Annotated in this window: 29 protein-coding genes; 9 read left to right on the top strand and 20 right to left on the bottom strand. The window is 39.1% G+C overall.

What is annotated here, in order from left to right; translation table 11 throughout:
* Positions 1-16: 16 nt before the first annotated feature.
* The 3 genes from I5J82_RS00710 to I5J82_RS00700 all read right to left on the bottom strand — a co-directional run bounded on the left by I5J82_RS00710 (position 17) and on the right by I5J82_RS00700 (position 2,574).
* Complete coding sequence (locus I5J82_RS00710; protein WP_198766223.1) at positions 17-1,234, bottom strand: ABC transporter permease; 1,218 nt, start codon at positions 1,232-1,234, stop codon at positions 17-19.
* Positions 1,231-1,974, bottom strand: a complete 744-nt coding sequence (locus I5J82_RS00705; RefSeq protein ID WP_198766222.1) for an ABC transporter ATP-binding protein — start codon at positions 1,972-1,974, stop codon at positions 1,231-1,233. The genes I5J82_RS00710 and I5J82_RS00705 overlap by 4 nt, the downstream gene beginning before the upstream one ends.
* A gap of 63 nt (positions 1,975-2,037) precedes the next feature.
* On the bottom strand, positions 2,038-2,574 hold the full coding sequence (locus I5J82_RS00700) for a PCYCGC motif-containing (lipo)protein (protein WP_332873614.1): 537 nt from the start codon (positions 2,572-2,574) through the stop codon (positions 2,038-2,040).
* 553 nt (positions 2,575-3,127) lie between these two features.
* Here I5J82_RS00700 and I5J82_RS00695 point away from each other — a divergent pair.
* The 3 genes from I5J82_RS00695 (at position 3,128) to I5J82_RS00685 (ending at position 5,567) form a co-directional block, all read left to right on the top strand.
* Positions 3,128-3,556: an HIT family protein gene (locus I5J82_RS00695; protein ID WP_198766221.1), complete on the top strand. Its 429-nt coding sequence runs from the start codon at positions 3,128-3,130 to the stop codon at positions 3,554-3,556.
* A 295-nt stretch (positions 3,557-3,851) separates the two neighbouring features.
* A complete protein-coding gene (serC, locus tag I5J82_RS00690) occupies positions 3,852-4,931 on the top strand; it encodes a phosphoserine transaminase (protein ID WP_198766220.1) in 1,080 nt (359 codons plus the stop codon).
* 117 nt (positions 4,932-5,048) lie between these two features.
* On the top strand, positions 5,049-5,567 hold the full coding sequence (locus I5J82_RS00685; protein WP_137790535.1) for a tryptophan transporter: 519 nt from the start codon (positions 5,049-5,051) through the stop codon (positions 5,565-5,567).
* Positions 5,568-5,608: 41 nt separating this feature from the next.
* Here I5J82_RS00685 and I5J82_RS00680 read toward each other — a convergent pair whose 3' ends face one another.
* Entirely contained in the window at positions 5,609-6,034 is a 426-nt protein-coding gene (locus I5J82_RS00680) for a YkvA family protein (RefSeq protein ID WP_198766219.1), read from the bottom strand.
* Positions 6,035-6,395: 361 nt separating this feature from the next.
* Between I5J82_RS00680 and I5J82_RS00675 the strand changes: the two genes are divergently transcribed.
* Both I5J82_RS00675 and I5J82_RS00670 read left to right on the top strand, forming a co-directional pair.
* The gene (locus I5J82_RS00675) at positions 6,396-6,677 is read left to right on the top strand and encodes a YtxH domain-containing protein (protein WP_198766218.1); all 282 of its coding nucleotides are present in this window, start codon (positions 6,396-6,398) and stop codon (positions 6,675-6,677) included.
* Positions 6,678-6,888: 211 nt separating this feature from the next.
* Positions 6,889-7,470, top strand: a complete 582-nt coding sequence (locus tag I5J82_RS00670) for an HTH-type transcriptional regulator Hpr (RefSeq protein ID WP_066391382.1) — start codon at positions 6,889-6,891, stop codon at positions 7,468-7,470.
* On the opposite strand, the gene I5J82_RS00665 is transcribed toward I5J82_RS00670, so the two are convergent.
* Together I5J82_RS00665 and I5J82_RS00660 are read right to left on the bottom strand one after the other, a co-directional pair.
* Entirely contained in the window at positions 7,461-7,802 is a 342-nt protein-coding gene (locus I5J82_RS00665; protein WP_137790539.1) for a DUF1878 family protein, read from the bottom strand. The genes I5J82_RS00670 and I5J82_RS00665 overlap by 10 nt on opposite strands.
* Positions 7,803-7,935: 133 nt before the next feature.
* Positions 7,936-8,514, bottom strand: coding sequence for a YpmS family protein (locus I5J82_RS00660; protein ID WP_198766217.1), 579 nt, complete (start codon positions 8,512-8,514; stop codon positions 7,936-7,938).
* A 100-nt stretch (positions 8,515-8,614) separates the two neighbouring features.
* Here I5J82_RS00660 and I5J82_RS00655 point away from each other — a divergent pair, with 100 nt between their 5' ends.
* Complete coding sequence (locus I5J82_RS00655) at positions 8,615-8,794, top strand: hypothetical protein (protein WP_198766216.1); 180 nt, start codon at positions 8,615-8,617, stop codon at positions 8,792-8,794.
* Between the two features lie 171 nt (positions 8,795-8,965).
* On the opposite strand, the gene I5J82_RS00650 is transcribed toward I5J82_RS00655, so the two are convergent.
* Together I5J82_RS00650 and I5J82_RS00645 are read right to left on the bottom strand one after the other, a co-directional pair.
* Positions 8,966-9,061 carry a YjcZ family sporulation protein gene (locus tag I5J82_RS00650; protein WP_082861266.1) on the bottom strand — a complete coding sequence of 32 codons (96 nt, stop codon included), beginning with the start codon at positions 9,059-9,061 and terminating at the stop codon, positions 8,966-8,968.
* A gap of 101 nt (positions 9,062-9,162) precedes the next feature.
* A complete protein-coding gene (locus I5J82_RS00645; protein WP_198766215.1) occupies positions 9,163-9,258 on the bottom strand; it encodes a YjcZ family sporulation protein in 96 nt (31 codons plus the stop codon).
* A gap of 229 nt (positions 9,259-9,487) precedes the next feature.
* On the opposite strand from I5J82_RS00645, the gene I5J82_RS00640 reads away from it, so the two are divergent.
* On the top strand, positions 9,488-10,381 hold the full coding sequence (locus I5J82_RS00640) for a peptidylprolyl isomerase (protein ID WP_198766214.1): 894 nt from the start codon (positions 9,488-9,490) through the stop codon (positions 10,379-10,381).
* Between the two features lie 304 nt (positions 10,382-10,685).
* On the opposite strand, the gene I5J82_RS00635 is transcribed toward I5J82_RS00640, so the two are convergent.
* The 9 genes from I5J82_RS00635 to I5J82_RS00595 all read right to left on the bottom strand — a co-directional run bounded on the left by I5J82_RS00635 (position 10,686) and on the right by I5J82_RS00595 (position 22,470).
* Entirely contained in the window at positions 10,686-11,033 is a 348-nt protein-coding gene (locus I5J82_RS00635; protein WP_233096370.1) for a sporulation YhaL family protein, read from the bottom strand.
* Between the two features lie 65 nt (positions 11,034-11,098).
* Positions 11,099-12,409 carry an MDR family MFS transporter gene (locus tag I5J82_RS00630; RefSeq protein ID WP_198766213.1) on the bottom strand — a complete coding sequence of 437 codons (1,311 nt, stop codon included), beginning with the start codon at positions 12,407-12,409 and terminating at the stop codon, positions 11,099-11,101.
* A gap of 583 nt (positions 12,410-12,992) precedes the next feature.
* The gene (yhaM, locus tag I5J82_RS00625) at positions 12,993-13,952 is read right to left on the bottom strand and encodes a 3'-5' exoribonuclease YhaM (protein ID WP_198766212.1); all 960 of its coding nucleotides are present in this window, start codon (positions 13,950-13,952) and stop codon (positions 12,993-12,995) included.
* A 103-nt stretch (positions 13,953-14,055) separates the two neighbouring features.
* A complete protein-coding gene (locus I5J82_RS00620) occupies positions 14,056-15,420 on the bottom strand; it encodes a sensor histidine kinase (RefSeq protein WP_198766211.1) in 1,365 nt (454 codons plus the stop codon).
* Positions 15,417-16,094 carry a response regulator transcription factor gene (locus I5J82_RS00615; RefSeq protein WP_198766210.1) on the bottom strand — a complete coding sequence of 226 codons (678 nt, stop codon included), beginning with the start codon at positions 16,092-16,094 and terminating at the stop codon, positions 15,417-15,419. Before I5J82_RS00615 ends, I5J82_RS00620 begins: the two co-directional genes overlap by 4 nt.
* A 20-nt stretch (positions 16,095-16,114) precedes the next feature.
* On the bottom strand, positions 16,115-18,967 hold the full coding sequence (locus I5J82_RS00610) for an ATP-binding protein (protein ID WP_198766209.1): 2,853 nt from the start codon (positions 18,965-18,967) through the stop codon (positions 16,115-16,117).
* Positions 18,968-18,975: 8 nt separating this feature from the next.
* On the bottom strand, positions 18,976-20,193 hold the full coding sequence (locus tag I5J82_RS00605; protein WP_198766208.1) for a metallophosphoesterase family protein: 1,218 nt from the start codon (positions 20,191-20,193) through the stop codon (positions 18,976-18,978).
* A 113-nt stretch (positions 20,194-20,306) separates the two neighbouring features.
* Positions 20,307-21,581, bottom strand: coding sequence for an ABC transporter permease (locus tag I5J82_RS00600; protein ID WP_198766207.1), 1,275 nt, complete (start codon positions 21,579-21,581; stop codon positions 20,307-20,309).
* Positions 21,574-22,470: an ABC transporter ATP-binding protein gene (locus I5J82_RS00595; RefSeq protein ID WP_198766206.1), complete on the bottom strand. Its 897-nt coding sequence runs from the start codon at positions 22,468-22,470 to the stop codon at positions 21,574-21,576. The genes I5J82_RS00600 and I5J82_RS00595 overlap by 8 nt, the downstream gene beginning before the upstream one ends.
* Positions 22,471-22,617: 147 nt before the next feature.
* On the opposite strand from I5J82_RS00595, the gene I5J82_RS00590 reads away from it, so the two are divergent.
* A complete protein-coding gene (locus I5J82_RS00590) occupies positions 22,618-22,803 on the top strand; it encodes a YhzD family protein (protein ID WP_198766205.1) in 186 nt (61 codons plus the stop codon).
* Positions 22,804-22,832: 29 nt separating this feature from the next.
* The gene (locus I5J82_RS00585) at positions 22,833-23,267 is read left to right on the top strand and encodes a GNAT family N-acetyltransferase (RefSeq protein WP_328085768.1); all 435 of its coding nucleotides are present in this window, start codon (positions 22,833-22,835) and stop codon (positions 23,265-23,267) included.
* Positions 23,268-23,387: 120 nt separating this feature from the next.
* On the opposite strand, the gene I5J82_RS00580 is transcribed toward I5J82_RS00585, so the two are convergent.
* From I5J82_RS00580 to I5J82_RS00570, 3 genes are all read right to left on the bottom strand, one after another.
* Complete coding sequence (locus I5J82_RS00580) at positions 23,388-24,872, bottom strand: aldehyde dehydrogenase family protein (RefSeq protein ID WP_198766204.1); 1,485 nt, start codon at positions 24,870-24,872, stop codon at positions 23,388-23,390.
* 419 nt (positions 24,873-25,291) lie between these two features.
* The gene (locus I5J82_RS00575) at positions 25,292-26,143 is read right to left on the bottom strand and encodes a Cof-type HAD-IIB family hydrolase (RefSeq protein ID WP_198766203.1); all 852 of its coding nucleotides are present in this window, start codon (positions 26,141-26,143) and stop codon (positions 25,292-25,294) included.
* Between the two features lie 156 nt (positions 26,144-26,299).
* Positions 26,300-26,668, bottom strand: a complete 369-nt coding sequence (locus tag I5J82_RS00570; RefSeq protein ID WP_066391346.1) for a YlbF/YmcA family competence regulator — start codon at positions 26,666-26,668, stop codon at positions 26,300-26,302.
* Between the last annotated feature and the right edge of the window lie 28 nt (positions 26,669-26,696).

Below are 26,696 nucleotides of genomic sequence, written 5' to 3'. Positions count from 1 at the left end.
CCCAGCCCATAAAGAGCTAGGAAGTCAACGTGATATGTTTTTTTGTCATACTAGGCAGTCGTACTATGCTGTAAAGAATTGCTGCTACGGGCATAAGGATCGCGATCAGCCAGTCTCCGGAAAGCAATCCATAAAATAGGCCATAGAGTACCCCTTGTATGATCAGCAAATATTTCAGCCAATTTTGAAAGGCTTTTACTCTTATTTCTTGTTTGATGGGATAAATCATGAATACAACATTCCATCTATACTGTGTGTAAAGTGTGAATAATTGTAGGGCAAACATTTGAAAGAACAAGAACACGACGATCAACTGCCACCATCCTGCAGGAATTAAATAAATGAACAAAAATCCGATCAAGATCAATCGTACATAAAGGCCCAGATAGTCCCCTGAACGCAAGAATGTCTTCATATACAGAGCAGAAAGTGCGTTCTTCTTTTTAAATGAGAAACTTGCTAAGCTGTTCAACCACGGTCGCTTATGTACGGTCTGCTTTAGCGCTGGAACATCCGTAAAATAATTGACGAGTCGGTACCCTTTCATTTTTAAAGACTGCTCCTCGGCTAACAACAATTCCCACTGATAACCATGCTGTTTTTTAAAGACGCCGAAAACAAAGTTCTTTAATACGTACATGATCGCAAAAATTGCGATTAAGAAGAGGTAAGCTTCATTAAAGAGAAGATAGGAATAAACAAAGTTTACGATGAACCTTATGATTCTATAGTTCGTTTGATGACTTTTGTAAGGCAGCCTTCTTTCTTCCCACGATACATATATGTTAAATACTTTTGCTGCGATCAAAAAGAATCCAAACGTGACATACATCTTCCATCCATCATGGATAAAAACTTGGACGATCGGCCATAGCAACGTAAAAATAAATAGAGTCGAAAATGCGCCAGTTGCTGTGGCAGACGAGATCGCTTTTGAGAAATATTGTTTCATGCCCGATTCTACAGGAAGTAAAAATACGAGATCTCCTTCTTTTAACAATGTACGAATTGAGCTTTTGGTCAACCAGATTGAAAAGATGATCGTTAAAATAAAGACAGCAGGGAAATTTTCAGGAAGAGCTTGAAGAAGCTTTGCATAATACACACTTCCGATGACGATGAGCAAAATTAAGGAAACAATCAGTCCGCTGTTTGCCATTAAACTAAAGTATTTCAGCGTTTGTGTAACGTGAGCATTGCGTCGTTTTGTCCATAATTTTTTTACATCAATCATGTGACTTTACCTCTTGCTACATAGAGATAGATCTCATCTAACGTCGCATTCTCCAGCCCGCTTGTTACGCGTAATTCCTCTAACGTTCCGCTTAACACCAGCTTTCCTTCATGCATGATTAAAAAGCGATCACAATATCTTTCTGCCGTGGACAAAATGTGAGTCGACATTAAAACGCCAGCGCCGTTATTTCTAAATTTAACCATATACTCTAGAAACGATTGAATACCTAATGGATCAAGACCAACAAAGGGTTCATCCACAATATATAGCTTAGGTTCCACCAGCAATGCACAAAGAATCATTACTTTTTGCTTCATTCCTTTGGAAAACTGACTCGGAAACCATTTGATCTTGTTATCCATGCGAAACTCTTCAAGTAATGGGCGGACACGTGTTAAAAAGGTTTGTTCTTCAAGTCCGTATGCCATTGCTGTTAGTTCTAGATGTTCCCATAATGTTAGTTCTTCATAGAGAATCGGCATCTCAGGTATGTAAGTAAACTGACTTCGATAATTTTCTGGTTCTTCTCTAAACGTCTGCCCTTCGATTTTAGAAGTGCCTGACATGGGTTCCATAAGGCCTAGCACATGTTTAATGGTTGTACTTTTACCGGCCCCATTCAAACCGATCAATCCTACTATCTCATTTTCTTTCACCGTGAAATCTAAGTGATGAATAACAGGCTGATTAGGTAGATACCCCCCTGTTAGATCCGTAACTTCAAGGATTGGTTTCATACAGTACCTCCTTCTGCAATCCAGCATTTTCATTATTGTTTGCCATTTTTCTCGTTTTACACCTTATGAGGCAGGCATTGGTGTTGGAGTTGGCTCTGCAAATCCTTCTTTATATTTTTCATCGATCATCTTTCTGATTTCAAAGTGCGTCTTTCCATCAGCAGAAGCACTCATGCTGATCGCAGCGATTTCTAAACACGTACCACATTTTGTACCATGATCGTCCCAAACGATTTTTCCATCTTCTTTGTTTTCTGAGACGAAACAATCATAGTTGTTTTTATGACCCGCAGAATCACCACATCCGCAAAAACAAGGCATTGATTCTAGCAGCTCCTTATATTTAGGAACTTCTGCATATATGGTGGAAATTTCATCAGGTTGTTTGTCTAAGAAGCCGGGTAATACATCCATTGAAGCAGTAAGTTCTTGAATATCACCGTTCGGCAAATGATTTCCATGTCCTTCATGAGACGCCTCTTGTTTAGCACTTGATTCCTCTTGGTGGTTTTTATGCTCATCTTCTGATTTATTGCCGCAGCCTGAGATGAGGAAACTAACACCAAGTGTCATTGTTAATATAAGTTGTCTTTTTTTCACGGAGAATCCTCCTTTTTGTCATTCTTTTCTTATAATAGCGTAATTCACGTTTCCTTTACCAATTTTATATGTATAACAAGTAAGACTTCATGGACAAGATAAGAGGGAAGAAGGTATCCCCCCTTCTTCAGGGAGAAAGATGCAAGGTATTAGATTTTTTCAGATATGCTTTTCTTTAAGGAGATGGTTCTCTTGGACTATTTAGTGCTTGAGCAATTACAAATTCTTAATATTGAGGTGCATGGCTAAAAAATCGTATTGTTTTGTTTTCGTGTTCTCCTTTCTTCTCTAACCTCTATAAGAAGAAGGGTTCTATTTTTTGAATAGGACCCTTCTTTTTTATTACCTGTTTTCGTAAACTTTGTTACTTTTGGAAGTGTTGATTTCCGTTCCTGACTGCTCGCTTTCCAATCAACCTGTCAATGAAAAAAATAATAAAACATTCAAAAGCCACTATCCCTATAGAAAAGAGCCTTTTAATAAGATAAAAAGAATACCTTATTTTTTAGGTTGATCATGTGTGATATGATAAGAAAAAAATGAGGTGAGCCACTTGTCCCACGATTCAAACTGCATTTTTTGTAAAATTGTTGCGGGTGAAATTCCTTGCTACAAAGTGTACGAAGACGAGAACGTTCTAGCTTTCTTAGACATCAGTCAGGTCACAAAAGGACATACGCTAATCATTCCTAAAGAGCACTCTACAGATATTTTTGAACTGCCTGCGGAAACAGCAGCGAAACTTTATTCTGTCGTGCCTAAAATTGCCTCAGGAATTAAACAAACGTTTAACCCGATTGGTCTGAATATCTTAAACAACAACGGTGAAGCAGCTGGACAATCTGTTTTCCACTATCATATGCACTTTATCCCTCGCTATGGATCCGGAGACGGTTTTGGTGCGGTCTGGAAAACACAGGATACCCCTGCCGATGAAATGAGCGAAATCGCTCAAAATATTAAAGAAAACGTTAAAAACTAACGTTACATATTAAAACTGCCTTTTTTTTAAAACTGGGCAGTTTTTTCATATTCTTTTTTTGTTTCGCAATATTTAAAAAAGATTTTTGGTTATAAGACATCATTGAAATGTTGATTGTAGTGTAAGGTGTGAGACTCCTGCGGGACGAGCGGTCAGGTGAGACCCTTAAAGGCGCAAAGCGGCAAGGGGCTCACCGGTCGCCCCGCGGAAAGCGAAGCACCTGTAACGGAAATCAACAACTTTCAATTGCTCTAAGAGTTTACTAAAACAGCGTAATTTTATAAGGAGGAGAACGATGACACGCATCTATTTTCAAGCGGGACCAACAACATTGCCTAAAGAGGTTATGCAGCAAGCAAAGGAAGAATGGGATGACTTTCTTGGTACTGGATTAAATATCATGGAGCATAGCCACAGGGGTTCAGAATATGAAGGCATCCACGAGCAAGCAAAAACGCGTATGAAACGTTTGCTCGATATACCGGATACACATGAAGTATTGTTCTTACAAGGTGGAGCAAGTCTACAATTCGCCATGATTCCGATGAATTTTATTCAAGGTGGAAAAACAGCAAAATATGTGCTCACAGGGGCATGGTCTGAAAAAGCCTATAAAGAAGCTCAAAAAATCGGCTCGTGTGAAGCAGCCATCACAGGTAAGGAATCCGAGTATCGCACCCTTCCTGAAACGAATTATGTTTCCAGTGAAAATGACGCTTATCTTCATATTACATCTAACAACACGATTTATGGCACACAATGGCCAGATTTACATGCTTTTACGCATCAAAATCTTGTAGCTGACATGTCTAGCGATATTATGAGCCGACCTATCTCAGTTGAAAATTATGGATTAATCTATGCAGGTGCACAAAAAAACCTTGGACCTTCAGGAGTGACGGCAGTCATCATTCGAAAAGATCTGCTACAGGAAAACAAATCTGTTCCATCCATCTTGTCGTATTCTGTTCATGCAAAAAACAACTCTCTCTACAACACACCCCCTGTATATTCCATCTATTTACTAAACCTTGTACTAGGTTGGGTAGAAAGGTCTGGTGGTGTCATTGAAATGGAAAAGAGAAATCACAATAAAGCTGGAGTCATCTACGACACGATTGATAAAAGCAAAGGCTTTTATAATGGCTATGCGACACCTGAATCACGTTCGAACATGAATATTACATTCACTCTTCCTAATGATGAACTGGAAAAGCAGTTTATTAAAGAAAGTGAAGCAAACGGAATTTACGGATTAAAAGGACATCGATCGGTTGGCGGTTTCCGAGCTTCTATTTATAATGCAGTACCTCAAGATTCATGTGATAGTCTGGCTCAGTTCATGATACATTTTCAGGAAAAATACGGAAAGTAGTTTATAAACCTTTTCAGTTGTACGTACATCTGTTAACATAAAGGTACTTTCGCATTAGGCCAAGAGGGCACTAATGGAAAGAAATTAGGCTAAGATTAGCTGAGGAGAGATGAGAAAATGAATACGAATACCAAATCATTAGCTTTAACATCTGTACTTATTGCATTAGGGTATGTGTTTCACACAGTCGTACCCCCATTATTTTTTGGGATGAAACCTGATTTATTACTCGTGATGATGTTTTTAGCCATAATGCTATCACCTACAAAACAAAACGTGATCATTGCAAGTATGGCAGCTGGTGTTATTTCAGCGCTAACAACAGGTATGGCCGGCGGACAGATCGCCAATATTGTTGAAAAGCCCATAACAGCTTTTATCTTTTTGGCTTTGTTCTTACTAGCAAAAAAAGTAAAAGTAAATGCGATAAGCGCCGTTCTTCTAACGGTAGTCGGAACGATTATCAGCGGTACACTGTTCCTAATGGTAGCGATGCTCGTAGCTGGATTACCTGGTACATTACTTAGCTTTATTGGAATGATCGTTGTTCCAACTAGCATTGTTAGCGGTTTGATCATGTTCTTTATCTACCCGATCGCAGAACGATTATCTAAAAGATCGAATTTAACAGCTTAATCAAATTCATAAAAACAGTAATATAAAAAAGCCAGCTCCTACTATGGAGTTGGCTTTACATATTTATCCTCTTCTTCTTTTTCCTCTTCCCATGCCTGAAAAGCTGAAATCTCAGATGATAACGTTGAAAAAATAAAAGCTAGGACGGTAGCATCATCCAATAGTCCTGCTCCAATCAGAAAATCAGGAACTGCATCAATAGGACTTACAAAATACAGAAGACCTGCGACCACTAATACTAAAGATTTTTTAGAGACATCACGATAGTCGCCTCTTTTATATGACTTTACCATTCGAACTAACGCTTTTACTTGAGAGCCTAGGTTACTTAAACCTTGTTTATCTGGTTGCGAACTTTTTTTCTCAGCTTCTGTAACGAGCTCACCCGTTTGAGTAGAACTTTCGAGCACAGCATTCGCTTTTTCCTTCATCTTATTAAAGTAGTTGCCGATTGTGTTTTGTTTCAACCCATATCCCTCCATTCTTTTTATTATGTATACCCTCTTTTAAACCTCTTCGTCAATTATGAACCTTTTTTTGCTTTTCATTTATTTTATATTATCTTTCTCCAAAGTCAGTCAAATATCTTCTGTTTTAGACAAGTATGGCATTTTTTTATTGTGGCACGCATTGTATCTCTATTTCACTCAATTGCCCGTCACATCTATGTTTTCAAATTTCGACTGTTCTTGTAAGGTATGATCTTAGTTGTCCAAACATGACGAAATCTATCGGGAAATATTTTTATATTCGTCATTATTTTTCATAGGAATATAAGAGAAATTCACGAATTCATTAGATAATAAAAGAATGAGGAGGAATTATAAGATGTCTAAACAAAAATCCATGGTAGTAGGTTTCGCATTAGGAACGGTGGTTACAGCAGCAGCTACTTTACTTTCAACACCTAAAGCAGGTAAAGAAGTAAGAAAAGATCTTAAAGTAAATATGGATAAAATGAAATCGACGTTCTCAAGCATCAAGCGTGATGGCATTCAGCTTAGAGCAAAAATCAGATTTGCGAATAAAGAAAAAGAAGAAGCACTACAAGAAACTGCAGCTTCGACAATTGAAGATGCACCCGAAGAAATGGAGCAAGAAATTAAATAATCCCAAAAAAATTCTCCCTTTCGGAGAATTTTTTTTATCTATACTTCCGAATGTGTGAGAACACTTACTTCAACACCATATCAGCTAAAAGTTATATAACTATTTTACTAAAAAATAAGGAAAAATTGAAAAATTTTACTTTCTTATTATAGGAAATACTGGCATAATGAGGAATAGGATGTGTTTTATAAGATGGAGGGGCATTTTAAAAATGAACAAAGATCAATTATATAGTTTTCAAGAAGCCATGATCTATAGTCACAAACTTTCACAGATTAGTAAAGCTTTATGGAAAAGTGTAGAAAAAGACTGGCAAAATTGGATTAAGGATTATGGTTTAAACATCAATGAACACCATATTCTATGGATTGCTCATCATCTTGAGGGTGCATCAATCTCTGATATTGCAAAGTTTGGCGTTATGCATGTATCCACTGCTTTTAACTTTTCTAAAAAGCTTGAAGAACAAGGCTATCTAACATTTTCTAAAAAAGAAGATGATAAGCGAAATACATATATTTGTCTAACACCTAAAGGGGAAGAGCTTTTACTTCAAACCTTGAATACGTATGATCCTTCGAAGTTTGGTGTTTTCAGTGCTTCTATGCCGATTAAAGAGTTATTTGGAAGATTCCCTGAGTTTCCTGAATTGATGTCGATCATTCGCAATCTATATGGCGATGACTTTATGTCAATTTTCAATAAACTCGAAGAAAAAATCGAAGCATCATTAGATGATCAGCCTGCATCACCCGTGATAGCAGCTGAGGAAATTGCCTCTTCTCATTCGTAACGTACAGATAACTCGTAAAGCTTCTCCATCAAAGAAATATATTTTTCTTGTTGAAGCAATGCAGTAATCGTTTCTCTCGGTGAAAGCTTTGGTGTTAACATGCCTGCAAAATGCAACAACAGCGGTGTGTAATGCACAAAGCCTTCTTCACTCTGCATTTCATATTTTCGTTGAAGCTCATCGCAAAGAAGGAAGACCTTATTCACTTCCTGCTCGGTGAGCTTTTTTTCCATGACCAGTCTAAAAAACGGATACGCTGTAAGATCGACACTCTCAATCGTTAGCTGATTATAAAATTCTAGTCGTTCAAGTCGTTCTTCCACCGTTTCCATACAAAACCCTGCTTTCTAGTCATTGTCTGTCTATAATAATTATAATCCAACTTTCTCCATTTGGGTATGAATAATTGATGAAGAATGAGAAAAGCGCTTCTTCCCTAACGACCAAGGGTAGAAGCGCTTTTTTCTAATTTTTCGTATAGACTCCCAATTTAATAGAGTTTTTCTTGAGATCAAATTCTTCAGCTTTAACAGCATAGCCGGGCTTTGTAGGCATTTCGGTCACTCTCATCAAAATGCTTTCATCTTTCGGATATACATCTACCCACTCAGGAAACTGAACGGTCTTTTGGATTAGTGTAAACACCTCGTCACCTGGTAGCGGAAAACGCCCCACTTGCATGTCTTTTTCCTTCAATAACAAATCCCCGTTTTCAAGAACTTCTGGTTCGAATGTAACTTGGTAAGGAAGCTCTTGATCGAAAGCAATAAAGGATCCGTTAAGAACGGCTTCATCATTTCGTAAATTTACATAAACGTTCACATCTGGCGCTTTTTTGCGCAGTTCCTTATTTAATAGATTCTCCACCTGTTCTTTTTCTGTATGTATGCTCAACAGCTTTTGATTATCTCGAATATCTGTATCTAGTGAACTGCGATCTAATCGGCCACCAGCCGGATCTTTAAAAAGCATAACGGCTATAGCGATCGGTATGATTAAAAATAGAAGCAACAATGTAAAAAATGCCGTTTTCCACTTATTCATGAGTTTCTCTCCCTCTCTCATCTCTTAGAAGTTATTTTCCTATTCATATTCCACATATTTTGGTAAAGTTAAACAAGTAGTTCATGTTGGAGGTTTTCATATGGCAGGCTATATCTTCGTGTTTTTGGCACCAATCTTTTTATTTGTATTTAATTCACTCACTCACAAGTTATGTGACAAAAAGAACTTGTCCTCAAAGCAGCAAGACTCGGCTTATCGTACGATTAACGTTTCTATTACCATTCTGCTCATTTCATCCTATATTTCAAACGTTCTATAGAAAATATAAAAGGGGGAACCTAAAATGCTTCCCCCTTGAGTAACCGTACCATACACATGCTGCACCTTTTGATCAAGAGTAGTAAAACACACATTAACGAAACTGCTAATAAACGTCAAGCCTGATCAGTTCCCCTTCAAAAGAAAAGGTCCTGCTTAGCCGTCATTTATTTTAGCAGAAACATGCAGCACCTACGATAATCAAAAGAATAAACAACACAACAATCAATGCGAAGCCTTTTCCATGCCCGTATCCACCGTAACCCATGAAAGCCACCTCCTTTGATATTCTGTACACTATCCTATGCATGACCCTTTATACACGCATAGGCATTCGCCCTTTTAATCAATTTAAATTTCTATTCACCATCAATAGCAGTAACAAGCTCCAATAATGATGAGAAGGATAAAAAGAACTAAGATTAATGCAAATCCTCCCCCATGACCGTAACCGTAACCCATCATCATACCTCCCTTTTCTTTCTCCATATCATATAGTGATACGCCCTGTTTTGATTAGACGAATGACCCGGTTTTTTAAATTTTTTTATGAAGATCGTGTGTAATACCCGAAAATACTGGATTTATAATGTGTAAATTTTCTCATATTTCATTTATTGAATAGGAATAACCATAACGTTTATGCTATAGTAAGAGTTGTTAAATTATTACTTCACAGTAGGAGTGTTTGAAAATGAAAAAATGGATGTTATCAGTAGGGCTCACAGCGGGACTTATTTCATTATCCGCTTGTAATAATGCTGGTGGTGCTGATTCAGAAGCCATCGTAGAATCTAAAGCAGGAGATATTACGAAAGAGCAATTCTACAATAAGATGAAGGATCAATACGGTGACCAAGTACTTAACCAAATGATCGACGAAATGGTACTTGAAGATAAATATAAAGTAACGGACAAAGAGATCGAGAAAGAAACAGAAAAGATTAAAGAAGAGCTTGGCGGCGAGGAAGCTTTCAAACAAGCACTTGAGCAAAACGGATTATCTGATGAAAAACAGTTAAAAGAACGCATCAAGTCTATGCTTTTAAATGAAAAAGCAGCAACAGAAGGCGTTAAGATTTCTGAAGATGAAATGAAGAAAACATTTGAAGAAAAATACAAAACAGAAGTTAAAGCAAGCCACATTCTTGTAGATGATGAGAAGACGGCAAAAGAAGTTCAAAAGAAATTGAACGAAGGCGGAGACTTCGCTAAATTAGCAGAAGAGTACTCTAAAGACCCTGGTTCAAAATCAAAAGGCGGAGACCTTGGTTTCTTCGGTAAGGGCGCAATGGTTCCCGAGTTCGATAAAGTTGCTTTCACACTTGAAAAAGGAAAAACAAGTGAGCTGGTTAAGTCTGAATACGGCTACCACATCATTAAAGTAACGGACAAGCGTGAAAACAAGTTCGAAGACAAGAAAGAACAGATCGAACAAGAGCTTAAGCAGCAAAAAGCTAAGCCTATCACTGAGATCTTAGAGAGCCTGAAGAAAAAAGCTGATGTTAAAGTAAAAGATAAAGAATTAAAAGAGAAAATGGAAATGAAAGCAGAACAACCGCAAATGCCACAAATGCCTCAACAATAATGGCATGAGTGTTGAAAACCAGGCCCTTGAATGGGTCTGGTTTTTGTTTTGTACTTATGCATAAGGCTATTGCACCACAGTTGGCTGCAATATCTTTCTTAAAAAAACAGAAAAATTCACAGATCACATAAGAATAAGAATTTATCACATAAAAATTGTGGGGAATCACATAAAAAATACACTTCATCACATAAAAAACGCTAATTATCATATAAAATGATGAAATCAGCCAAACCTGTCTACCCTAGAAAGACAGAACAGTCAAAAGACCTGCTGACAGCAGGTCTTTTCCTTACTTCTTATTCTACAGACGATTTAAATCATCATTATAATTATCTTCATCCCCTGCTGCTGCAACTAAATCCTCCGCATCATCATCTTCCGCGGAAGACTGAGCTGATTCCTGAGCCTTCGCTCTCTCAATACGCTCCATATATACTCTGCCTTCTTCTTCTATCACTCTTTGCTCAATTTCACGATCTTCTTGAAACAATGTAACGATCCGATAACCACTATAGATAATGCCGCAAAGCACGAAATACATCCACCATGGAGTCATAGTAAAGAAGTTGCCCACTCCAGCTGAATATTCTTTTAACACAAAGGCAGCTATGAGTATGGCACCGAAAAATAAAGCCGCGTATCCTTTCATCAATTAACTCCCCCTTTTTTAGACAAGCTTTTAATTCAGTCTATGAGGGATCACAAAAAGTTATGTCATGAAAGTGCAGGTTCAGCTTTAGTTTCTTTTTCAGTTTTATTGGACTGAACTTTTTTATCAAACGCTCGGAACATTAAGTAATAGAGTCCAGCACTTATCACTGCTAATACAAAAAGAAGATAAAACGTATTTTCAAAACCAATCCACATCGTTAAAGGAATTGAGATTGGTGCGATCGTACGTCCTATTGTAAAACGCAGACCAGCTGCAGCAAAGTACTGCCCTCTCATGTTTTCTGGTGCAAGCTTAGAAATAAAGCTTTCTTGAATTCCGACTACCATCAGCTCAGCGGTCGTAAAGATAACCATCGCACCAAAGAGAATCCACATCATTGTGGTACTTCCGAACACGAGCATCGACACGCCGTATAGAAGTGCAGAAAGAATAAAGACTCTTCCTTCTTTAAATCGATTCATCCATTTTGCCATCCAAACCGTACATAATGCCACCATCAATCCGTTAAGAGAGATCAAATAACCAAATACTTTTTCACCCGTTAAAGTAATATCCCAGTTTCCAATCGCAAAGAGCGATTGCTCTGGTACTTTTTCCGTTGTATAAACAGCTAAAAGCAGATCCATCTGCATGAAAGTTTGAGCAACAAGAATCCCCGCTAAGATAAAGAGCAAAAATAACTTATCACTCGCGATCACTCGATAGTCTTTCAATTGTTCACCGATCGCTTGAAACCAATTTTTATCTGTCCCTACTTGTTCTAATACTTCTTTCTTTACAGGAACTGTTTCACGGATGTATTTCCCTAACACGACCGCTAACACAACACTCACGAGTAAACACGCAAGCAATAGTTCGAAACGGTAAGAGAAAAAGAAGATACTTCCCAATACAGGACCAAAGACCACCGATATATTTATCGATGTATAAAACACTGCAAACACTTCACTTCTATGCTTTTCTTCTACAACGTCTGCGATCATCGCATGACTAGCTGGCCAATATAGTGAACCAAACAATCCTAACGCTGAAAACGCAATAAACGTTAAAATTGGCGAATCCATCCACGGTGAGTTAGCAAGACAGAAAAAGATAAACGTTGTTGCCTGGCCCCAAGCCGAGATTACCATCATCTTCTTTCGTCCATATTTATCCGCACAATAGCCACCTACAAGGTTTGTGATGACACCGACAACTTGTGACAGGACTAATAAAATACCAGCTGTTGTTTTTCCCATTTCATCCGAAAAGTAAATCGCCATAAACGGGAAGAACATCCAAAACAATAGATTTACAAAAAACTCTCCAATTAAACGAACCTTTAGATTAGCATCCCAATCTTTCCATCTCATGCTGTCCACTTCTTCCTTTTTGTTATTTCCGACACTGTTGATTTATCTGATCCAACTTTTGAGCAGTCACCTTCACAAGCAAGCGTGAATACAGCAATTTTCCAATAAGAGCATAGAAAAAAGCCTATGAGTATACACCGTTACATGTGCATACCATAAGCTTTTCGTTAAAAAGGCTCGGAATGGCACATGGAGAGATTGCTCAAAAGCAGGTAGATCACATAGCAAAATAAGCCTTCCCAAATGGGACTAGCGTTATTTAGCTTGCTTTCTTACCTTACCTTGAACAATGCTTTCCATGAGTCATTGCCTCCTAAAATTTCGTTTCTTGACTTCCAATTCCAAATTTAACATATCTCCCATTTTTACACAATGGGTTAATTTTATTAATATTGGTGCTTCGTGTCCTTGTAAGTTGTTGATTTCCGTTTCAGGTTGCTCGCTTTCCGGGGGGCGTGCGGTGAGCCACTTCGTGCTTTGCACCTACAGTGTCTCACCTGTCACGCTAATCCCCCAGGAGTCACGCACCTTCCACTTCAATCAACTGTCAATGAAGACATCTAAAACCCTTTAGAAACGGGCCTTAATTTTTAGCATACTCCCCTTGGAAAAGGGGCTTGTATAACGATCGATTTTCTAGAGCAAACTGTTTATCCGTAAATTCCCCTGGCTGTACTTTTTCTAAGGCCCGGTCCATCATATTCATTCTAGCATCAAAATTATCGATCATATGAAGGATCTCTGCTTCACGAATCAACGGCGCTTTAGGGCTTCCCCACTCAGGTTTACTGTGGTGACTTAAAACTAGATGCTGAAGAACGGTTACTTCTTCTCCTTCGATCTCTAACTCATCTGCAGCCTTTCCGATCTCGTTCACCATGATTGTAATGTGACCGAGCAGCTTTCCTTCGAGTGTATAAGACGCAGCTACTGGTCCTGACAACTCGATGACTTTTCCAAGGTCATGCAGAATGATTCCTGAATACAGGAGGTCTGTATCTAAAGATGGGTATAGCTTGCTGAACGCTTTTGCCATATCTAGCATGGATACAACATGAAAAGCAAGACCTGAGACAAACTCATGATGGTTTTTAACCGCTGCAGGATATTCTAGAAATTCAGCTTGATGTTTCTTTAGTAAGTGTCTTGTGATTCGTTGAATATTTGGATTCTTCATCTCAAATATGTATTTGGTAATCGTCTCTACCATTGCGTCTTGAGATAATGGAGCTGTTTCGAGAAAATCACTAACCTTAACACCATCAAGATCCGTTGCAGGGCGAATAGCTTTAAGTTTCAACTGCATTTTTCCTCTATAGTTCCCCATCTCACCAGCTAATTTTACAATAGCTTGAGCTGCGTAGAGCTCTTCATCTTCTGGTGAACTATCCCATAGTTTTGCCTCCACATCACCTGTTTGATCTTGAAGGATCAGCGTCAAGAATGGTTTACCATTACTTGCCGTTCCTTTAACAGATGATTTGATAAGAAAGAAACCATCTACGATCTCTCCTACCTTATAAAATGCAAGTCCTTTTTTCATCTTTCACCCCGCCTTTCTTTGCTTTAGTATAGCATATCCGTCTATTTAACTACTTGTCGCAACACTCTATTTGTAAAATTTACAACTAGTGAATAATTCTCTTCTAACCTTTTCTTTTAAGGTTAGTGGTAGGAATTTTAATCTGAAAAGCTACACCTTCTGCTCTATTTTCAGCTACTACTTTTCCTCCATGCAATTCCGCAATTCGTTTTACGATGGCAAGACCCAGTCCAAATTGACCTTTATTACCCTTTCGAAACGGCTGGAAAATCTCTTCTCCTGTTACACCAGTGAGACGTTCTCCATCATTAAACACTTCAATAACAAATTCAGATCCGTTATTAAAAGCTGAGAGTCGAATGGTCTTGTGTGCATAACGTAATGCATTCTGAACTAAATTATCAAGCAGGATGCCCCATTGCTCTTGATCGCCATTGAGGTTGTAATGATTACCTGTAATCTCAAAATTGATATCTTCACGCTGATATCTAAATCGTTCAACAATATCTTCTGCCAGATCACCAAAGTTGAAATTCTCTTTTGTAAGAACATCGAGTTTCATTGCGTCAAGCTTTGTATAGTACAGCATGTTTTGAACACGCTTTTCCATTCTATCTGTTTCTTTTAAGATAACGTCCATCATATCTTCCGTAGTATCCTTCGGCATGATGCCATCTTTTACAGATTGAGCGTAGCTCTTAATCGTCATAATAGGTGTCTTTAATTCGTGAGAAGCGTGCTGAATAAACGTTTTCTGCGCATGATCATGTCTTAACAAGTTTTGACGCATCTCTTCAAACTGTTTGGAAAGAATGTAGAATTCATCATCGCCCTTCCAATGAAACGGCTCCTGCCAGTTCCGTTTAGCGATCTGTTCGAACCGCTTACCTAAGATGATGAGTGGCGATCGTAAATACCGCGCTAACCATATCGCAGGGATGATAGAAAATATACCTGTGAACAACAAAATGAGAACGAGCCTTAACCATAACCTGTTAACCATTTGATCGCGATACGTGTCCCACATATAGGAAATCAAGTACACCTTTTCGCCTTTTACGTTTGTTTTAGTCGTGATCGCATAAAACAAGGTGGCATCTTCATACGTTAACTCGTACCGACCTTTATTCTTCTTTTGTTTGTATGCCTTTTCAGCCATCTCATAAAGAACTTCTTCAGGCACGGGATCTCCTTGTGAGTTAGCATACTTGTCAACAATCACAACATGTCCAACATCACGGGCGGCATTTCTTCTCTCTATAAAATCAGTAGGAGACTCTCCTTCTCTAGGAAGCTGATTGTTTGGATCCCAAACATTCTGCTGTTCGTTCTCAATGATTCTATACGTTTCTTCAGTCAGCGTGTCTTTAATGGAAAGCGGATAGATGATCGCCGTTAAGAGACCAATCGTAAATATCAGCAGTCCGAATGAAAGCCATATACGCTGAGTTAGGTTTAAGCGTATCATGACGGTATGATCCTATAACCAGCTCCGTAAACGGTCTCTAGATTCAATCGTGGCATCTTCTTACGCACTCGTCTGATCACATCATCCACTGCACGTTCAGAACCAAAGTAATCGTCTCCCCAAACATACTCTAGGATCTCTTCTCGCTTACGAGATTTCCCTTTGTTCTCAATCAAATAAAGAAGAACATCGATCTCTTTTCCAGTAAGATTAATCATCTCTCCATCACGTGTGATCTTTCTTGAGATCGGATCGATCATATACCCTGTAATTTCAATGGTTTGAGGCAAGCGGTTACCGGTTTCATAGATTCTCGTTAACAGTTTTCTAACTCGAATCACGAGCTCTCTCGGCATGAAAGGCTTCGCTAAATAATCATCACTGCCTAGCTCAAGCCCGACGATTCGATCCAAGTCTTGGTCTCGAGCCGAAACAAAAATAACAGGGATGTCTGAGGTCTTTTTGATCTCTTTAATAATTTCATAGCCGTCCATACCTGGTAGCATAATATCTAAAATCCAAAGATGCGGTTTGTTTTCTTCAGCGCTTTTTAAAGCATCTTCTCCATTATGAAAAACCGATACGCTCCAACCTTCTTTTTCCATGTAGGCTTTCAGCACTTGAGCAAGATCTTGTTCATCTTCGACTAAGTAAATGGAATACTCATTTGACATGAGCCATTCCCCTCCTTTGGTTACATTTCAGCGGTAACAGACTGGTGTGGCCAATGTATGACAGGGACAGATGGGACGGTAGAAGCAATATGTTTATGGCAGGTAAAAAACAGCACCTGCCGATCAATCGCCGCTTCTTGAATCAGTTGTAAAGTTCGTTTTGTCCTTGCCCCATCAAAGTTAACCGCAATATCGTCCATTAATATTGGAAAGTCTCTCGGTCCTGCATGGTAAGCTACAGCCAATCGGATAGCTAAATACACTTGTTCAGCAGTACCTCGGCTTAACTCATGCGGATAAAACCCTATGCCGTCTTTTACAACCATTAGTTCATTTTTATCTGTGAATGCAATAGATTGATATTCACTTTCTGTTATTTTACTAAAATAAACACTTGAAGTCTCTAAAACCGCTGGCAGCTTTGTTTTTTGATAATCTTCTTTCACTTTTGAAAGAGCATGCTGTGCAAGACGTAAGCTTGCCCACTTCTTCACTAGCGTGTTCCATTCTTCTTTAAGCATCTCATATCGATGTAGGTTCTCTGAGTAACTGCCATCTTCAAGCAGTTTCGTTAATTCCCAATCCAGTTTCCCTTTAGCTTCTACCTTCTCGTCGTACCGTTTTTGCTTTTCTTGCACCTGTTCTTCCAAGATTGAAATATGATGAAGGGTTGTATCATAATTCACCGTTACTTTCTCAGCCATTACAACGATTTCATCTTTTGAAAACCCTAACGATATTAATTGATTATAAAGCGTTTCACGTTCTTCTATTAGTTTGCCGAATCGTTCCTTGTTTTTACCTTTTACATAAAAATCAGCCTCGTTGCTAACTTTAGCAACATCCCATAGACTGCGAATCTGATCATCTATAAAAGAAATCTTTTTCTCAAGCTCATCCTTTTGCTCATTGAGTTCATTTTTGTTTTGCTGGAGGTGCTCTACTCGCGATTGATTTTTAAGTTGCTTCTCCAATTCGGCATAACAAGAGTTGATCCAGCTTTTCGTATCTTCTTGGAATTCTTCTCCCCATGAAAGTGATAGTGAACTGGCTTTTTCCTCATAATTACTCTGTTTGACCGCTATATCCTGCGCTTTTTTTTCTGCTTCATTTCGCTGTCTTAACAAACTTTTAAGCTGAAGGACTCGTTTCATATAACCTGATACGAAAAGACGATCCAAATTCCCTTTGTACCCGTTATCGGAAGCCCATCGTTTTGCGTGGTCCCAGACAGATGCTTCTTCCACTTCTAAATAATCTAGCCGTTTAGCAAGCTGTACATAGATGTTGTTTTCGTTAGAAAGCTGTAGCGAGAGCTCAAGCCACTGTTTCCGTTTTACCTCGTCTTCTAACAATCGATGATGTACGTGTTTTGGCATTTCTTCCCCTGACTGATTTTTCTTTAGATACAAGACGCTTAAAACTAGCGAAATAATCAATAGGAGAACTCCCCCAAACATGACTAGCGAATGGTTTGAAATCCAGCCCGACCACATAAGTAAGACTGAAGATATAATTGGTAATAGTGTTGTGTAGAAAGGAAGCTTTCTTGTTTGATTATGATTTGAGTGCTGATACGTTGCATATTCCTCTTCAGATAGCAGGTTCGCTTTTTGTTTTGCTTCTTCCGCTTCTAAACGCTCCAGTTTTATTCTAGAATCCTCGAGCTCGCCTTCTAACCTAGTCTTTTTATCTTCATTCTGCTCATGCTGCTTGATTAAATCTTCTAAAAGATGAAGAGAAGATAAAGACAGTGAAAGATCTTTAAGTTCTTCTTCAGTCCACGTCTCACCGATTTCATCATAGAGCTCACTTTCTTCATTCCTTAACGAATGTATGTGGAGTTGAAGCTCTTGAAGTTGGTTGAAGAGATGTTCATATTCAGGAAGATAATTAAACAAACGTTTAATCTCATTTTCATACATTATGATTTGTTCATTACTTATCACGGATCTCAGCTCGGCTTCGGCATTTTGAATACGGCTATCTGTGTATGCTAACTCACTTTTTAAGCGTGAGTATTCTTTTCGCCATTCCTCATATTGTAAAAGTCCGTTTTCTGGAAAATGAAATGATTCTGAATCATGAGAGCTTATCTCTACATCAAGCTGCTTATATTTTTGAAGTACAGGCTTTAATTCCAGCAGTCTCTTATTTGAGAAAAGTTCTGTTTGAATCTCTGTAAGTTCTTGTTTTATTCTTTCTAGATCCTTTTCCTGACCGGCTTTTTCATTCGTTAACGTTTGATAGCTCTCATTTTTTTCTTTTAAGAGTTGAAGTGATTTTGCTGATGATGATAGCTGTTCTAATTTTTCATTAATGATTGGTTTTTTACCTGCCTTTTTAAATAAAAGGGCTTGTTTCTTCTCAAAGGTCTGTTCAATGTCTAGTAGATCACGGTCACCTGAGAGAGCCGTGCTTAATAGAAAATTACCGAGTTCTTCTGAAGATAACTTGTCTAATTTTTGTAATCCATCAAGGCCAAAGCAAAAAGCTCCTGTATACAGTGATTGTTCCATTCCGTCCAACAACTGAATCAAAAATGAATATTCTTTCTGGAGACCAGTTTCATCATAAACCGTGACATCACCGGTTACAGTCGATCGCGCAATTCTCTCAATCGTCCATGTGCCGTGTACATGATGCTGAACGGTGATCTTACCGCCCATCCTGTTTCCGTCTTTAGGTTCATAACGGCGTTGATTTTGACTTTTTGTAGGAAAACCATAGAACATACATCTAATAAAGTCCATCAGTGTTGTTTTTCCTGCTTCGTTTTCTCCGTAAAGAACCTGCAGCCCTTTATTTTCAAAGGTAATTCTACAATCCTTTAAACCACCGAAGTGATAGATATGAAGGGAAACGAGTTTCATATTTCCACCTACCTGCTTTTATGAAGTTCTGATAATAATAATTGTTCTGCTTGTTGTTTAATATCTTCCCAATCTTGTTCATTCAACGCTATGTATTTTCTAGCTGTTCTGTGTGTAGACAACTCAGCTATCGCCTGCTGCAATTCAGAATCATCTTCTAAAACACTCTGTAAATCTTGAAAAAAGGCAGACTGTTTCATGGATCGTTCCTCCTGAAGAGAAGGAGTTGTTACATTCTTAATCGAAACAACATGCACAAAAGAAGAATCATAATCTTCTTCACATAAAATTTCTTCTAGATCTTCTACGAACGTTCCATCCAAAAGCTCATGATAAAGCTGTGTTTGACCAGTCAGCTTCAATACAAGGAGTACACCTTTATTTCGTTGTTGATGCATGTTAATCTTTTTTTCACACAGATGGATCACATCTTGCAGACTATCAACTTCAGTTAAATCAATTCGGCATTCTTGCCAATCAATATCAGAAGTGGAATAAAACTTACTTTCAACTTCATTATGGTTTAAGGTAACGATGTAACCACCTTTTTCACCAAGTTCACCACTATGTCTGCCTTGTATGTTCCCTGAATAACGAACGGGTGGTTCTATGTTTAAATCTAATCTTTTATGAATGTGTCCGAGCGCCCAATAATCGTAGCCTTTTTTAAGAAGCTCTGTTAGTAAAAACGGTGCGTATCTGCTGTGTCCGCTATAGCCGTCTGCCTGTCCATGCAAAATCCCGATATGATACAAATCATCATTTCTTTCCGGATAATGCAACGTTCGATCATCTGTAACAGCTGCTGTTTCATAACTAAATCCGTGCAAAGCCGCTACTACTCTTCCCTGTTTTTTAAAGTGGAGAGTTTGAATGTGGTTGCCATCAAAAAAGTGCACATTGCTCGGCCACTCTAGATCTACCCATTGTCCATCTAATGGATCATGATTGCCATGAACAACATATACATTTATGTGATGACTCTGAAGTTTCATAAAACAGTTTTTCAAAAACGATTGAGCCTTTAAGCTTCGGTTCCCGCTGTCATAAAGGTCTCCTGCAATCACTACAAAATCTACTTCTTCTGAGATGGCCACATCCATCAGTCTTTTAAACGATACGAACGTGCTATCAGAAAGTCGCTTAAAAAGCCCATCAGGCAACGAGGAAAGTCCCTTGAACGGACTATCTAGATGGAGATCTGCACAATGTAAAAACTTTATCATTTCACTCATCCTCTTTTTCTACCATTCTTCCCTTCATTTTAACATATATACGAAAGCACGTTCGCTTTTGAACATGTAAAAAAAGAGAGCTTGAGAGCTCTCTTTTCATGATATTAAACATCTGTTGTATTTTTCTTCTCCTGCTTAGATAAGAGAAGGGCTTGCTTAAACAATTTTAAGGAAGGCGCGTTTCCGTACATCAAAACACCTCCGCGATATACACGAGCACCAATGATTGCGAACAAGAAAATAGCTCCGATTAAAACGCTGATTCCCAATGCTACTTCCCAAACCGGTAATGAAAGCATCCCTACGCGAAGCAGCATGAGCATCGGTGTAAATAGCGGGAAGTATGATGCAGCTGCAACAAAACCAGACTCTGGGTTTTCTCTGCCGAACATGGCGATCATAAATGCTGCCACGATTACAATCACTACAGGTGTCATCAAATTATTTACTTCTTCAACTCTACTGATCAATGATCCAAGCATCGCAAAGAGAGTAGCGTATAAGAAGAATCCTAAGATGAAGAACACAAGAGCATAGATGATTAATGACGTTGGAATCTCATTCAGCTTTAGTTCATTTATGATACTCTCGCTTCCGCTAAGCTGTCCGTTTAATTTCACTGCCAGAAACCCTCCAGCAACAAACAACGCAAGCTGAGTTAATGCGACGAGTACGATACCAAAGATTTTTCCAAACATTTGCGTCACAGGTGATACAGAAGAAATCAGTATTTCCATAACACGTGAAGATTTTTCTGTTGCTACTTCTACAGCGATCATACTTCCATACATCATAACGGCCATGTACATGAAAAATAGGACCACGTAGACTAGGATGTATACTTGAGCTGCCTCTTCCTCACTTTTCGCTGAATCAGACAATGACTCTTTAGCAAAAGAAACCGGCGAATAAATAGCAGCGAGCTGTTCTTGGTTCAATCCAATGGACTCAGCGGCTGATTTGTTCTTAATCTGCTGCAGCGCTAACTCTACATCTGCGATCAAGCTCTGTTGTGTTACATCTTCGGCTTTATATGTTCCTGTGATGATACCTGAAGCATCACGATCGAGGATTAAAAAGCCTTCTATCTTCCCATCAAGTACTGCTTTTTCTGCTTCACTCTCTGATTTTGTGAACGCTTCTGCTTTCAGATCATCACTTGTTTGTTTAAGTTGTGTTTGAAGAGCCGGGAGCGTATCTCCTGTTTGGTCGATTACGCCAATTTTAGAAACCTCATCTTCACCGAACATTTTTGTAATCTCGTTCATATTCGTTATTACAAATAGCAGACCGATTGTAATAAGTGTTGTGATCAGGAATGGTTTTGACTTTATTTTAGAACGATATGTATGCATCATTACGGTCATAAACTTACTCATGAACAACACCTACTTTCTCGATGAAGATATCATTTAACGAAGGTTCCTCAAGTTCAAACTTCCTTACGAACCCTTTTGATTGAATAGCCTGGAATAAATCTTTTGCCACTTCTTCTCGATCCACTTGAAGAATGATTCCGTCCCCTGTTGAACGATGCTTGATAACTCCAGCCGTATCTTTTAGATAAGTTAGATCAAAGTCTGCTTTAACAGAAACGTTCTTTTTCCCAAAAGATCGCTTGATTTCTTTTAGATTTCCTTGAACCACTGACTTTCCTCTATGCATGATGCACAGATGCTGACATAACTCTTCTACATGCTCCATTCGGTGAGAGGAGAAGACAATCGTCGTTCCCTCTTTTTTCAGCTCATGAACAGCACTCTTTAGAAGCTCAACGTTCACAGGGTCTAATCCGCTAAACGGTTCATCTAAAATCAAAAGTTCCGGACGATGAAGGACCGCCGCAATGAACTGAATTTTTTGCTGATTTCCTTTAGACAATGCTTCTACCTTCTTATTTAAATACTCCTCAGCACCGAAGCGCTTCAACCACTTATTCGTCTGTTCTTGTATTTGTGACCGCGTCATGCCGCGCAACTGACCCAGATAGATCAACTGCTCTCGTACTGTCAGTTTTGGATATAATCCTCTTTCTTCGGGTAGATACCCTATAAGGTCACTCGTCTCATAAGAGATCTCTTTATCGTTCCATGTAATTCTTCCTTGTGATGGTGTTAATAATCCTAAGATCATACGGAATGTCGTCGTTTTCCCCGCACCATTCGCACCTAACAAACCGAAGATTTCGCCTCTAGGAATCTGTAAGTTAATTCCGTCAACGGCTGTAAAACTACCAAACTGTTTTCTTACCTCGTTAATGGTCAACATGACTATATCCCTCCCGCTGTAAAATATACCATATATTCCTAGTACGGGGTGGAACTCCTTAAGTTTCATACAAATTCTTAAGTTTGTGGCAGGAAAAATTCGTCGAATGTTGAAATCAATTTTAGATACGAAAGGAGTTCGATCATCATGAATACATACGCACTAACTGCATACGAAAGTAATGGGGAAAAAATATTGGATGAAACCATCTCTGCAACTAGCGACTCTGAAGCAAAAGAGCAAGGAGAAGCCCGTTTGGCTGAACTGAACATGCAAGAAAAAACGCATCGTCTAACTTCACCAAAGGGACAGTTGCTTCTTTTCCATCGCTAATGAAACTCATGGAAACGAGGGAGAAAACAGTGAGTGAAGTAATTCTACGAGAAGCTAGATACGATGACAGTTACGAACTTTCTTATTTGATGGGAGAGCTCGGTTACCCAACAAAGCCCGAGGAGATGACAGAGCGATTAGAGACGTTGCTTCCTAATTCTGCTTATGCTTGTTTTGTAGCTTGTGTAAATGACCAGGTTATTGGGATGATTGGCTTAACAAAAGGAATTTATTTTGAAAAAAACGGCTGCTATGCTCGTATTTCTGCTCTTGTTGTAAGTGAAGAGTTCAGAGGAAATGGCATCGGTAAAGAACTGGTTCGTTATGGAGAAGAATGGGCAAAAGAACAAGGATGTACAGCAATCCTACTTAATAGCGGCAAGCACCGAACAGACACGCATGAGTTCTATCGTAGTCTAGATTATGATGATACAGGATTGCGATTTATTAAGGTGATGCTTTAATTGAAGATATTCAACTCTTGAACATAACCATTATTTAAACGCAAAAACCGGATGCTGGATCAAGCACCCGGTTTTTCTTATTTATCCGTTCAATTCTTTGACCCCGATATATCTTGTTGTCTATTTTAGGTTAACCCACACACTCTTTACTTCTGTGTAGTTGTTTAATGCATAAGATCCCATTTCACGTCCGATACCCGATTGCTTGTATCCGCCGAATGGTGAAGCAGCGTCAAAAGCATTATAGCAGTTCACCCACACTGTACCTGCACGTAATTTGTTAGATACATAGTGAGCTGTCTTTAAGTTTTCTGTCCAAAGTCCTGCAGCAAGACCATATTCAGAATCGTTCGCACGAGAGATTACATCATCTAAATCTTCGAACGGCATTGCTGCCACAACTGGTCCGAAGATTTCTTCTTTTGCGATCGTCATCTTATCATCAACATCAGCGAAGATTGTCGGTTCAACAAAGTATCCTTTGTCAAAAGGAGTTGTTCCTCCTGTTAACAATTCTGCACCTTCATCTTGTCCTTTTTGAATGTAACCAAGAACGCGGTTATGCTGCTCTTGAGATACGAGCGGCCCCATTGTAGTATCTGGATCTAACCCAGGACCTTGTTTAATTTTCTTCGCATGAGACACAAGGTCTGCTACTACATTATCGAATGATTTCTTTTGAATATATAAACGTGATCCTGCACAGCAAACTTGTCCTTGGTTGAACATGATTCCGCTTAACGCACCAGGAACGGCACGGCTCATGTCAGCATCAGGCAAGATAATATTTGGTGATTTACCACCAAGCTCAAGCGTTACACGCTTCAATGAGTTAGACGCGTTACGCATGATCAGCTTTCCTACTTCAGTAGAACCTGTAAATGCGATTTTGTCCACGTTTGGATGATCAACTAGCGCCGCACCTGTTTCACCAGCACCCGTTACAACGTTTAACACACCTTCAGGGAACCCTGCTTCATGTGCTAATTTTGCCAAGTAAAGTGCAGAAAGAGGTGTTTGCTCAGCTGGCTTCAGTACGACCGTACATCCTGTCGCAAGTGCAGCACCAAGCTTCCAAGCTGCCATCAATAATGGGAAGTTCCAAGGAATGACCTGTCCAACTACACCAAGCGCTTCATGACGCGTATAGTTGAAGAAGCTTCCTGCTACAGGAATTGTCTGTCCCACGATTTTTGTCGACCAACCAGCATAATAGCGGAAATGTTCAATCGCAAGCGGAACATCCGCATTCATCGTTTCACGAATCGGCTTTCCGTTGTCTAATGTATCAAGCTGTGCTAATTCTTCTTTATTCTCTTCCATTAATTCTGCTAATTTGTAGATTAAGTAACTTCGCTTTGAAGCAGGCATTTTCGACCAGTAACCTGTTTCAAAAGCTGCTCTTGCCGCCTTTACCGCCTTGTCGATATCTTCAGTTCCACCTTCAGATACAACGGCTAGTACTTCTCCAGTTGAAGGGTTTAACGTTTCAAATGTTTTTCCGCTAGCGGAGCTGACCCATTCTCCATTGATAAAATGTTTTTTCGTTCCGTTAAGAAACTCGGCCACCTTTGGTTTTAATTGAAGGTCTAAAGTTTTTTCCATTTGAATCCTCCCTTTGCATTGTGGTTCTTACATAAATATTATTCGTCACGATTCATGAAAACCCTTTCATTTTCTACATTTGTAATAAAACTGAAACGTTTTTTACGAAATTCGACGGGAGGTGTCGAAGTGAGGCGATGTTTATGAAAGGCTGTTTTCGTATATATTGTTGCTCTTTGAAAGAAGTTGATTTCCGCTTCAGGTAGCTTGCTTTCTATGGGGCGTGCGGTGAGCCTAATGCCTTAAGAGGGGATTTCTGTAAACGAGCATAAATCTCCGCCAACGAGCATAAATCCCCGCCAGCGAGCATATTACCTCGTCGCATGCGATCCCTGCACCTTCACTCTGCACCATTCAACAAAAAAAAGACTCCTCTCAGACAAAATGTCTAAAAAAGAGCCCTCTTTATCACCAACTAACTATCTTTTCATCGTCTGGAAGCGCATCTGCTTGCGGAACACTTCTTTTATCATGTACGGAACGCCTAGTTGGTCGTTTGTACGCGTGATCCACTTCGCTTTTCTCTTCACTTCATCAGGTGCGTTTGCCATCGCCACACCTAGACCTGCAAACTCGATCATATCTAAATCGTTATAAGAATCCCCGATCGCTACCATCTCATTTGGAGCGATGCCAAGTTTCTCACCAAGGAACCTTAAGGCATTTCCTTTTGTTACTTTTTTAGCTGTGATCTCTAACTGACATTTGGCTGATGAAGAATACTCAAAATCTGGCATATGTTCTTTTAGATACTTCATAGCAGACTCGCATTCTTTTTCATCAAAGAACTGTACATCCATCTTTGGCGGTGCCACTTCTTGTGCGAGAACATAATCTCCTAGGTTCTCTGTAAAAGATACAGGGTAGAACAAAGGATCCCCCGTGCTCAATGTTAATTTGGCAACAAGCTGACTTTTTTGCTTGAGTTGATTGCCGACAGAGAAGCGCTCATGGACTACACGCATGTGGCATTCGTAATTCCCAAGCACTTCTACTATTCTGTACGTATCCTCTACCGATAACCTTTTTTCTTGAAGAGGTTCATCAAGAGATGAAGCAATGAATCCACCATTATGACTGATCAAATAACTGTCGATCTTTAACGCTTTTGCAATCTTTTGTGTAGATGGAAAACTCCTGCCCGAAGCGAGTGTGACATAGACCCCTTTTTGCTGCACATAATCAATGGCTTCTTTCGTTTCTTTATCGATACGGAAATTGCTTCGCAGTAGGGTTCCGTCGATGTCAATCGCTAGTAAACGGTATACCATGATGCGCTCCCCCCATTTCGCGAAAATATAGTATAAGAACTCGTGTTAAGTTTATGACCTTGAAACATGCTTTAGAACGCGGACAAACATAAGAAATATCATGCAAAAAGAAAACCCCTTGCTACAAAAGTAACAGGGGGTTAAATCAGTACATCATTATTGCTGTTGTCCATCTTCTTCAACCATTGGTCCGTAAAGCTCTTCCAGTGGTTTTGTGATTACCTTATTTAGATCGTTGATGATCATGCTCATGCGTTGCTCTGCAGCCATAAGCTTTGAGATCGTTTCGTTCTGCTGTACATCAGCAAAAAGCTTCTGAGCTTCTTCAATCTCTTCAGGAGTCACTTCTTGACCGTTCATTTGTTTTTGTTGAAGATTTACTTGAATATCACGGAATTTACCAAAAAGTTCTTTCGTTTCCGGATTGTTATTTACTTCATCATAGCTTTGTTTTAAAGCTGTAAAGTCCTCACTATTGCGCAGTGCTTTTTCTAAATCGTAAGCAACATCATATACGTTTGCCATTGGTAAAATACCTCCTATTGATTAACTA

The organism is Fictibacillus halophilus (assembly GCF_016401385.1).
Taxonomy (GTDB): domain Bacteria; phylum Bacillota; class Bacilli; order Bacillales; family Fictibacillaceae; genus Fictibacillus; species Fictibacillus halophilus.
Note: the sequence above shows the minus strand (reverse complement) of the source record. Positions and strands in the feature narration are given on the sequence as shown.

Coding starts and splice junctions, on each gene's coding strand:
- I5J82_RS00620 (WP_198766211.1), bottom strand. CDS start 15,420: ATGATACGCTTAAACCTAACTCAGCGTATATGGCTTTCATTCGGACTG.
- I5J82_RS00590 (WP_198766205.1), top strand. CDS start 22,618: ATGAATACATACGCACTAACTGCATACGAAAGTAATGGGGAAAAAATA.
- I5J82_RS00675 (WP_198766218.1), top strand. CDS start 6,396: ATGTCTAAACAAAAATCCATGGTAGTAGGTTTCGCATTAGGAACGGTG.
- I5J82_RS00640 (WP_198766214.1), top strand. CDS start 9,488: ATGAAAAAATGGATGTTATCAGTAGGGCTCACAGCGGGACTTATTTCA.
- I5J82_RS00705 (WP_198766222.1), bottom strand. CDS start 1,974: ATGAAACCAATCCTTGAAGTTACGGATCTAACAGGGGGGTATCTACCT.
- I5J82_RS00635 (WP_233096370.1), bottom strand. CDS start 11,033: ATGAAAGGATACGCGGCTTTATTTTTCGGTGCCATACTCATAGCTGCC.
- I5J82_RS00645 (WP_198766215.1), bottom strand. CDS start 9,258: ATGATGGGTTACGGTTACGGTCATGGGGGAGGATTTGCATTAATCTTA.
- I5J82_RS00595 (WP_198766206.1), bottom strand. CDS start 22,470: ATGTTGACCATTAACGAGGTAAGAAAACAGTTTGGTAGTTTTACAGCC.
- I5J82_RS00630 (WP_198766213.1), bottom strand. CDS start 12,409: ATGAGATGGAAAGATTGGGATGCTAATCTAAAGGTTCGTTTAATTGGA.
- I5J82_RS00665 (WP_137790539.1), bottom strand. CDS start 7,802: ATGGAAACGGTGGAAGAACGACTTGAACGACTAGAATTTTATAATCAG.
- I5J82_RS00650 (WP_082861266.1), bottom strand. CDS start 9,061: ATGGGTTACGGTGGATACGGGCATGGAAAAGGCTTCGCATTGATTGTT.
- I5J82_RS00710 (WP_198766223.1), bottom strand. CDS start 1,234: ATGATTGATGTAAAAAAATTATGGACAAAACGACGCAATGCTCACGTT.
- I5J82_RS00660 (WP_198766217.1), bottom strand. CDS start 8,514: ATGAATAAGTGGAAAACGGCATTTTTTACATTGTTGCTTCTATTTTTA.
- I5J82_RS00570 (WP_066391346.1), bottom strand. CDS start 26,668: ATGGCAAACGTATATGATGTTGCTTACGATTTAGAAAAAGCACTGCGC.
- yhaM (WP_198766212.1), bottom strand. CDS start 13,952: ATGAAAAAAGGACTTGCATTTTATAAGGTAGGAGAGATCGTAGATGGT.
- I5J82_RS00610 (WP_198766209.1), bottom strand. CDS start 18,967: ATGAAACTCGTTTCCCTTCATATCTATCACTTCGGTGGTTTAAAGGAT.
- I5J82_RS00605 (WP_198766208.1), bottom strand. CDS start 20,193: ATGATAAAGTTTTTACATTGTGCAGATCTCCATCTAGATAGTCCGTTC.
- I5J82_RS00685 (WP_137790535.1), top strand. CDS start 5,049: ATGAATACGAATACCAAATCATTAGCTTTAACATCTGTACTTATTGCA.
- I5J82_RS00670 (WP_066391382.1), top strand. CDS start 6,889: ATGAACAAAGATCAATTATATAGTTTTCAAGAAGCCATGATCTATAGT.
- I5J82_RS00655 (WP_198766216.1), top strand. CDS start 8,615: ATGGCAGGCTATATCTTCGTGTTTTTGGCACCAATCTTTTTATTTGTA.
- I5J82_RS00615 (WP_198766210.1), bottom strand. CDS start 16,094: ATGTCAAATGAGTATTCCATTTACTTAGTCGAAGATGAACAAGATCTT.
- I5J82_RS00600 (WP_198766207.1), bottom strand. CDS start 21,581: ATGAGTAAGTTTATGACCGTAATGATGCATACATATCGTTCTAAAATA.
- serC (WP_198766220.1), top strand. CDS start 3,852: ATGACACGCATCTATTTTCAAGCGGGACCAACAACATTGCCTAAAGAG.
- I5J82_RS00580 (WP_198766204.1), bottom strand. CDS start 24,872: ATGGAAAAAACTTTAGACCTTCAATTAAAACCAAAGGTGGCCGAGTTT.
- I5J82_RS00575 (WP_198766203.1), bottom strand. CDS start 26,143: ATGGTATACCGTTTACTAGCGATTGACATCGACGGAACCCTACTGCGA.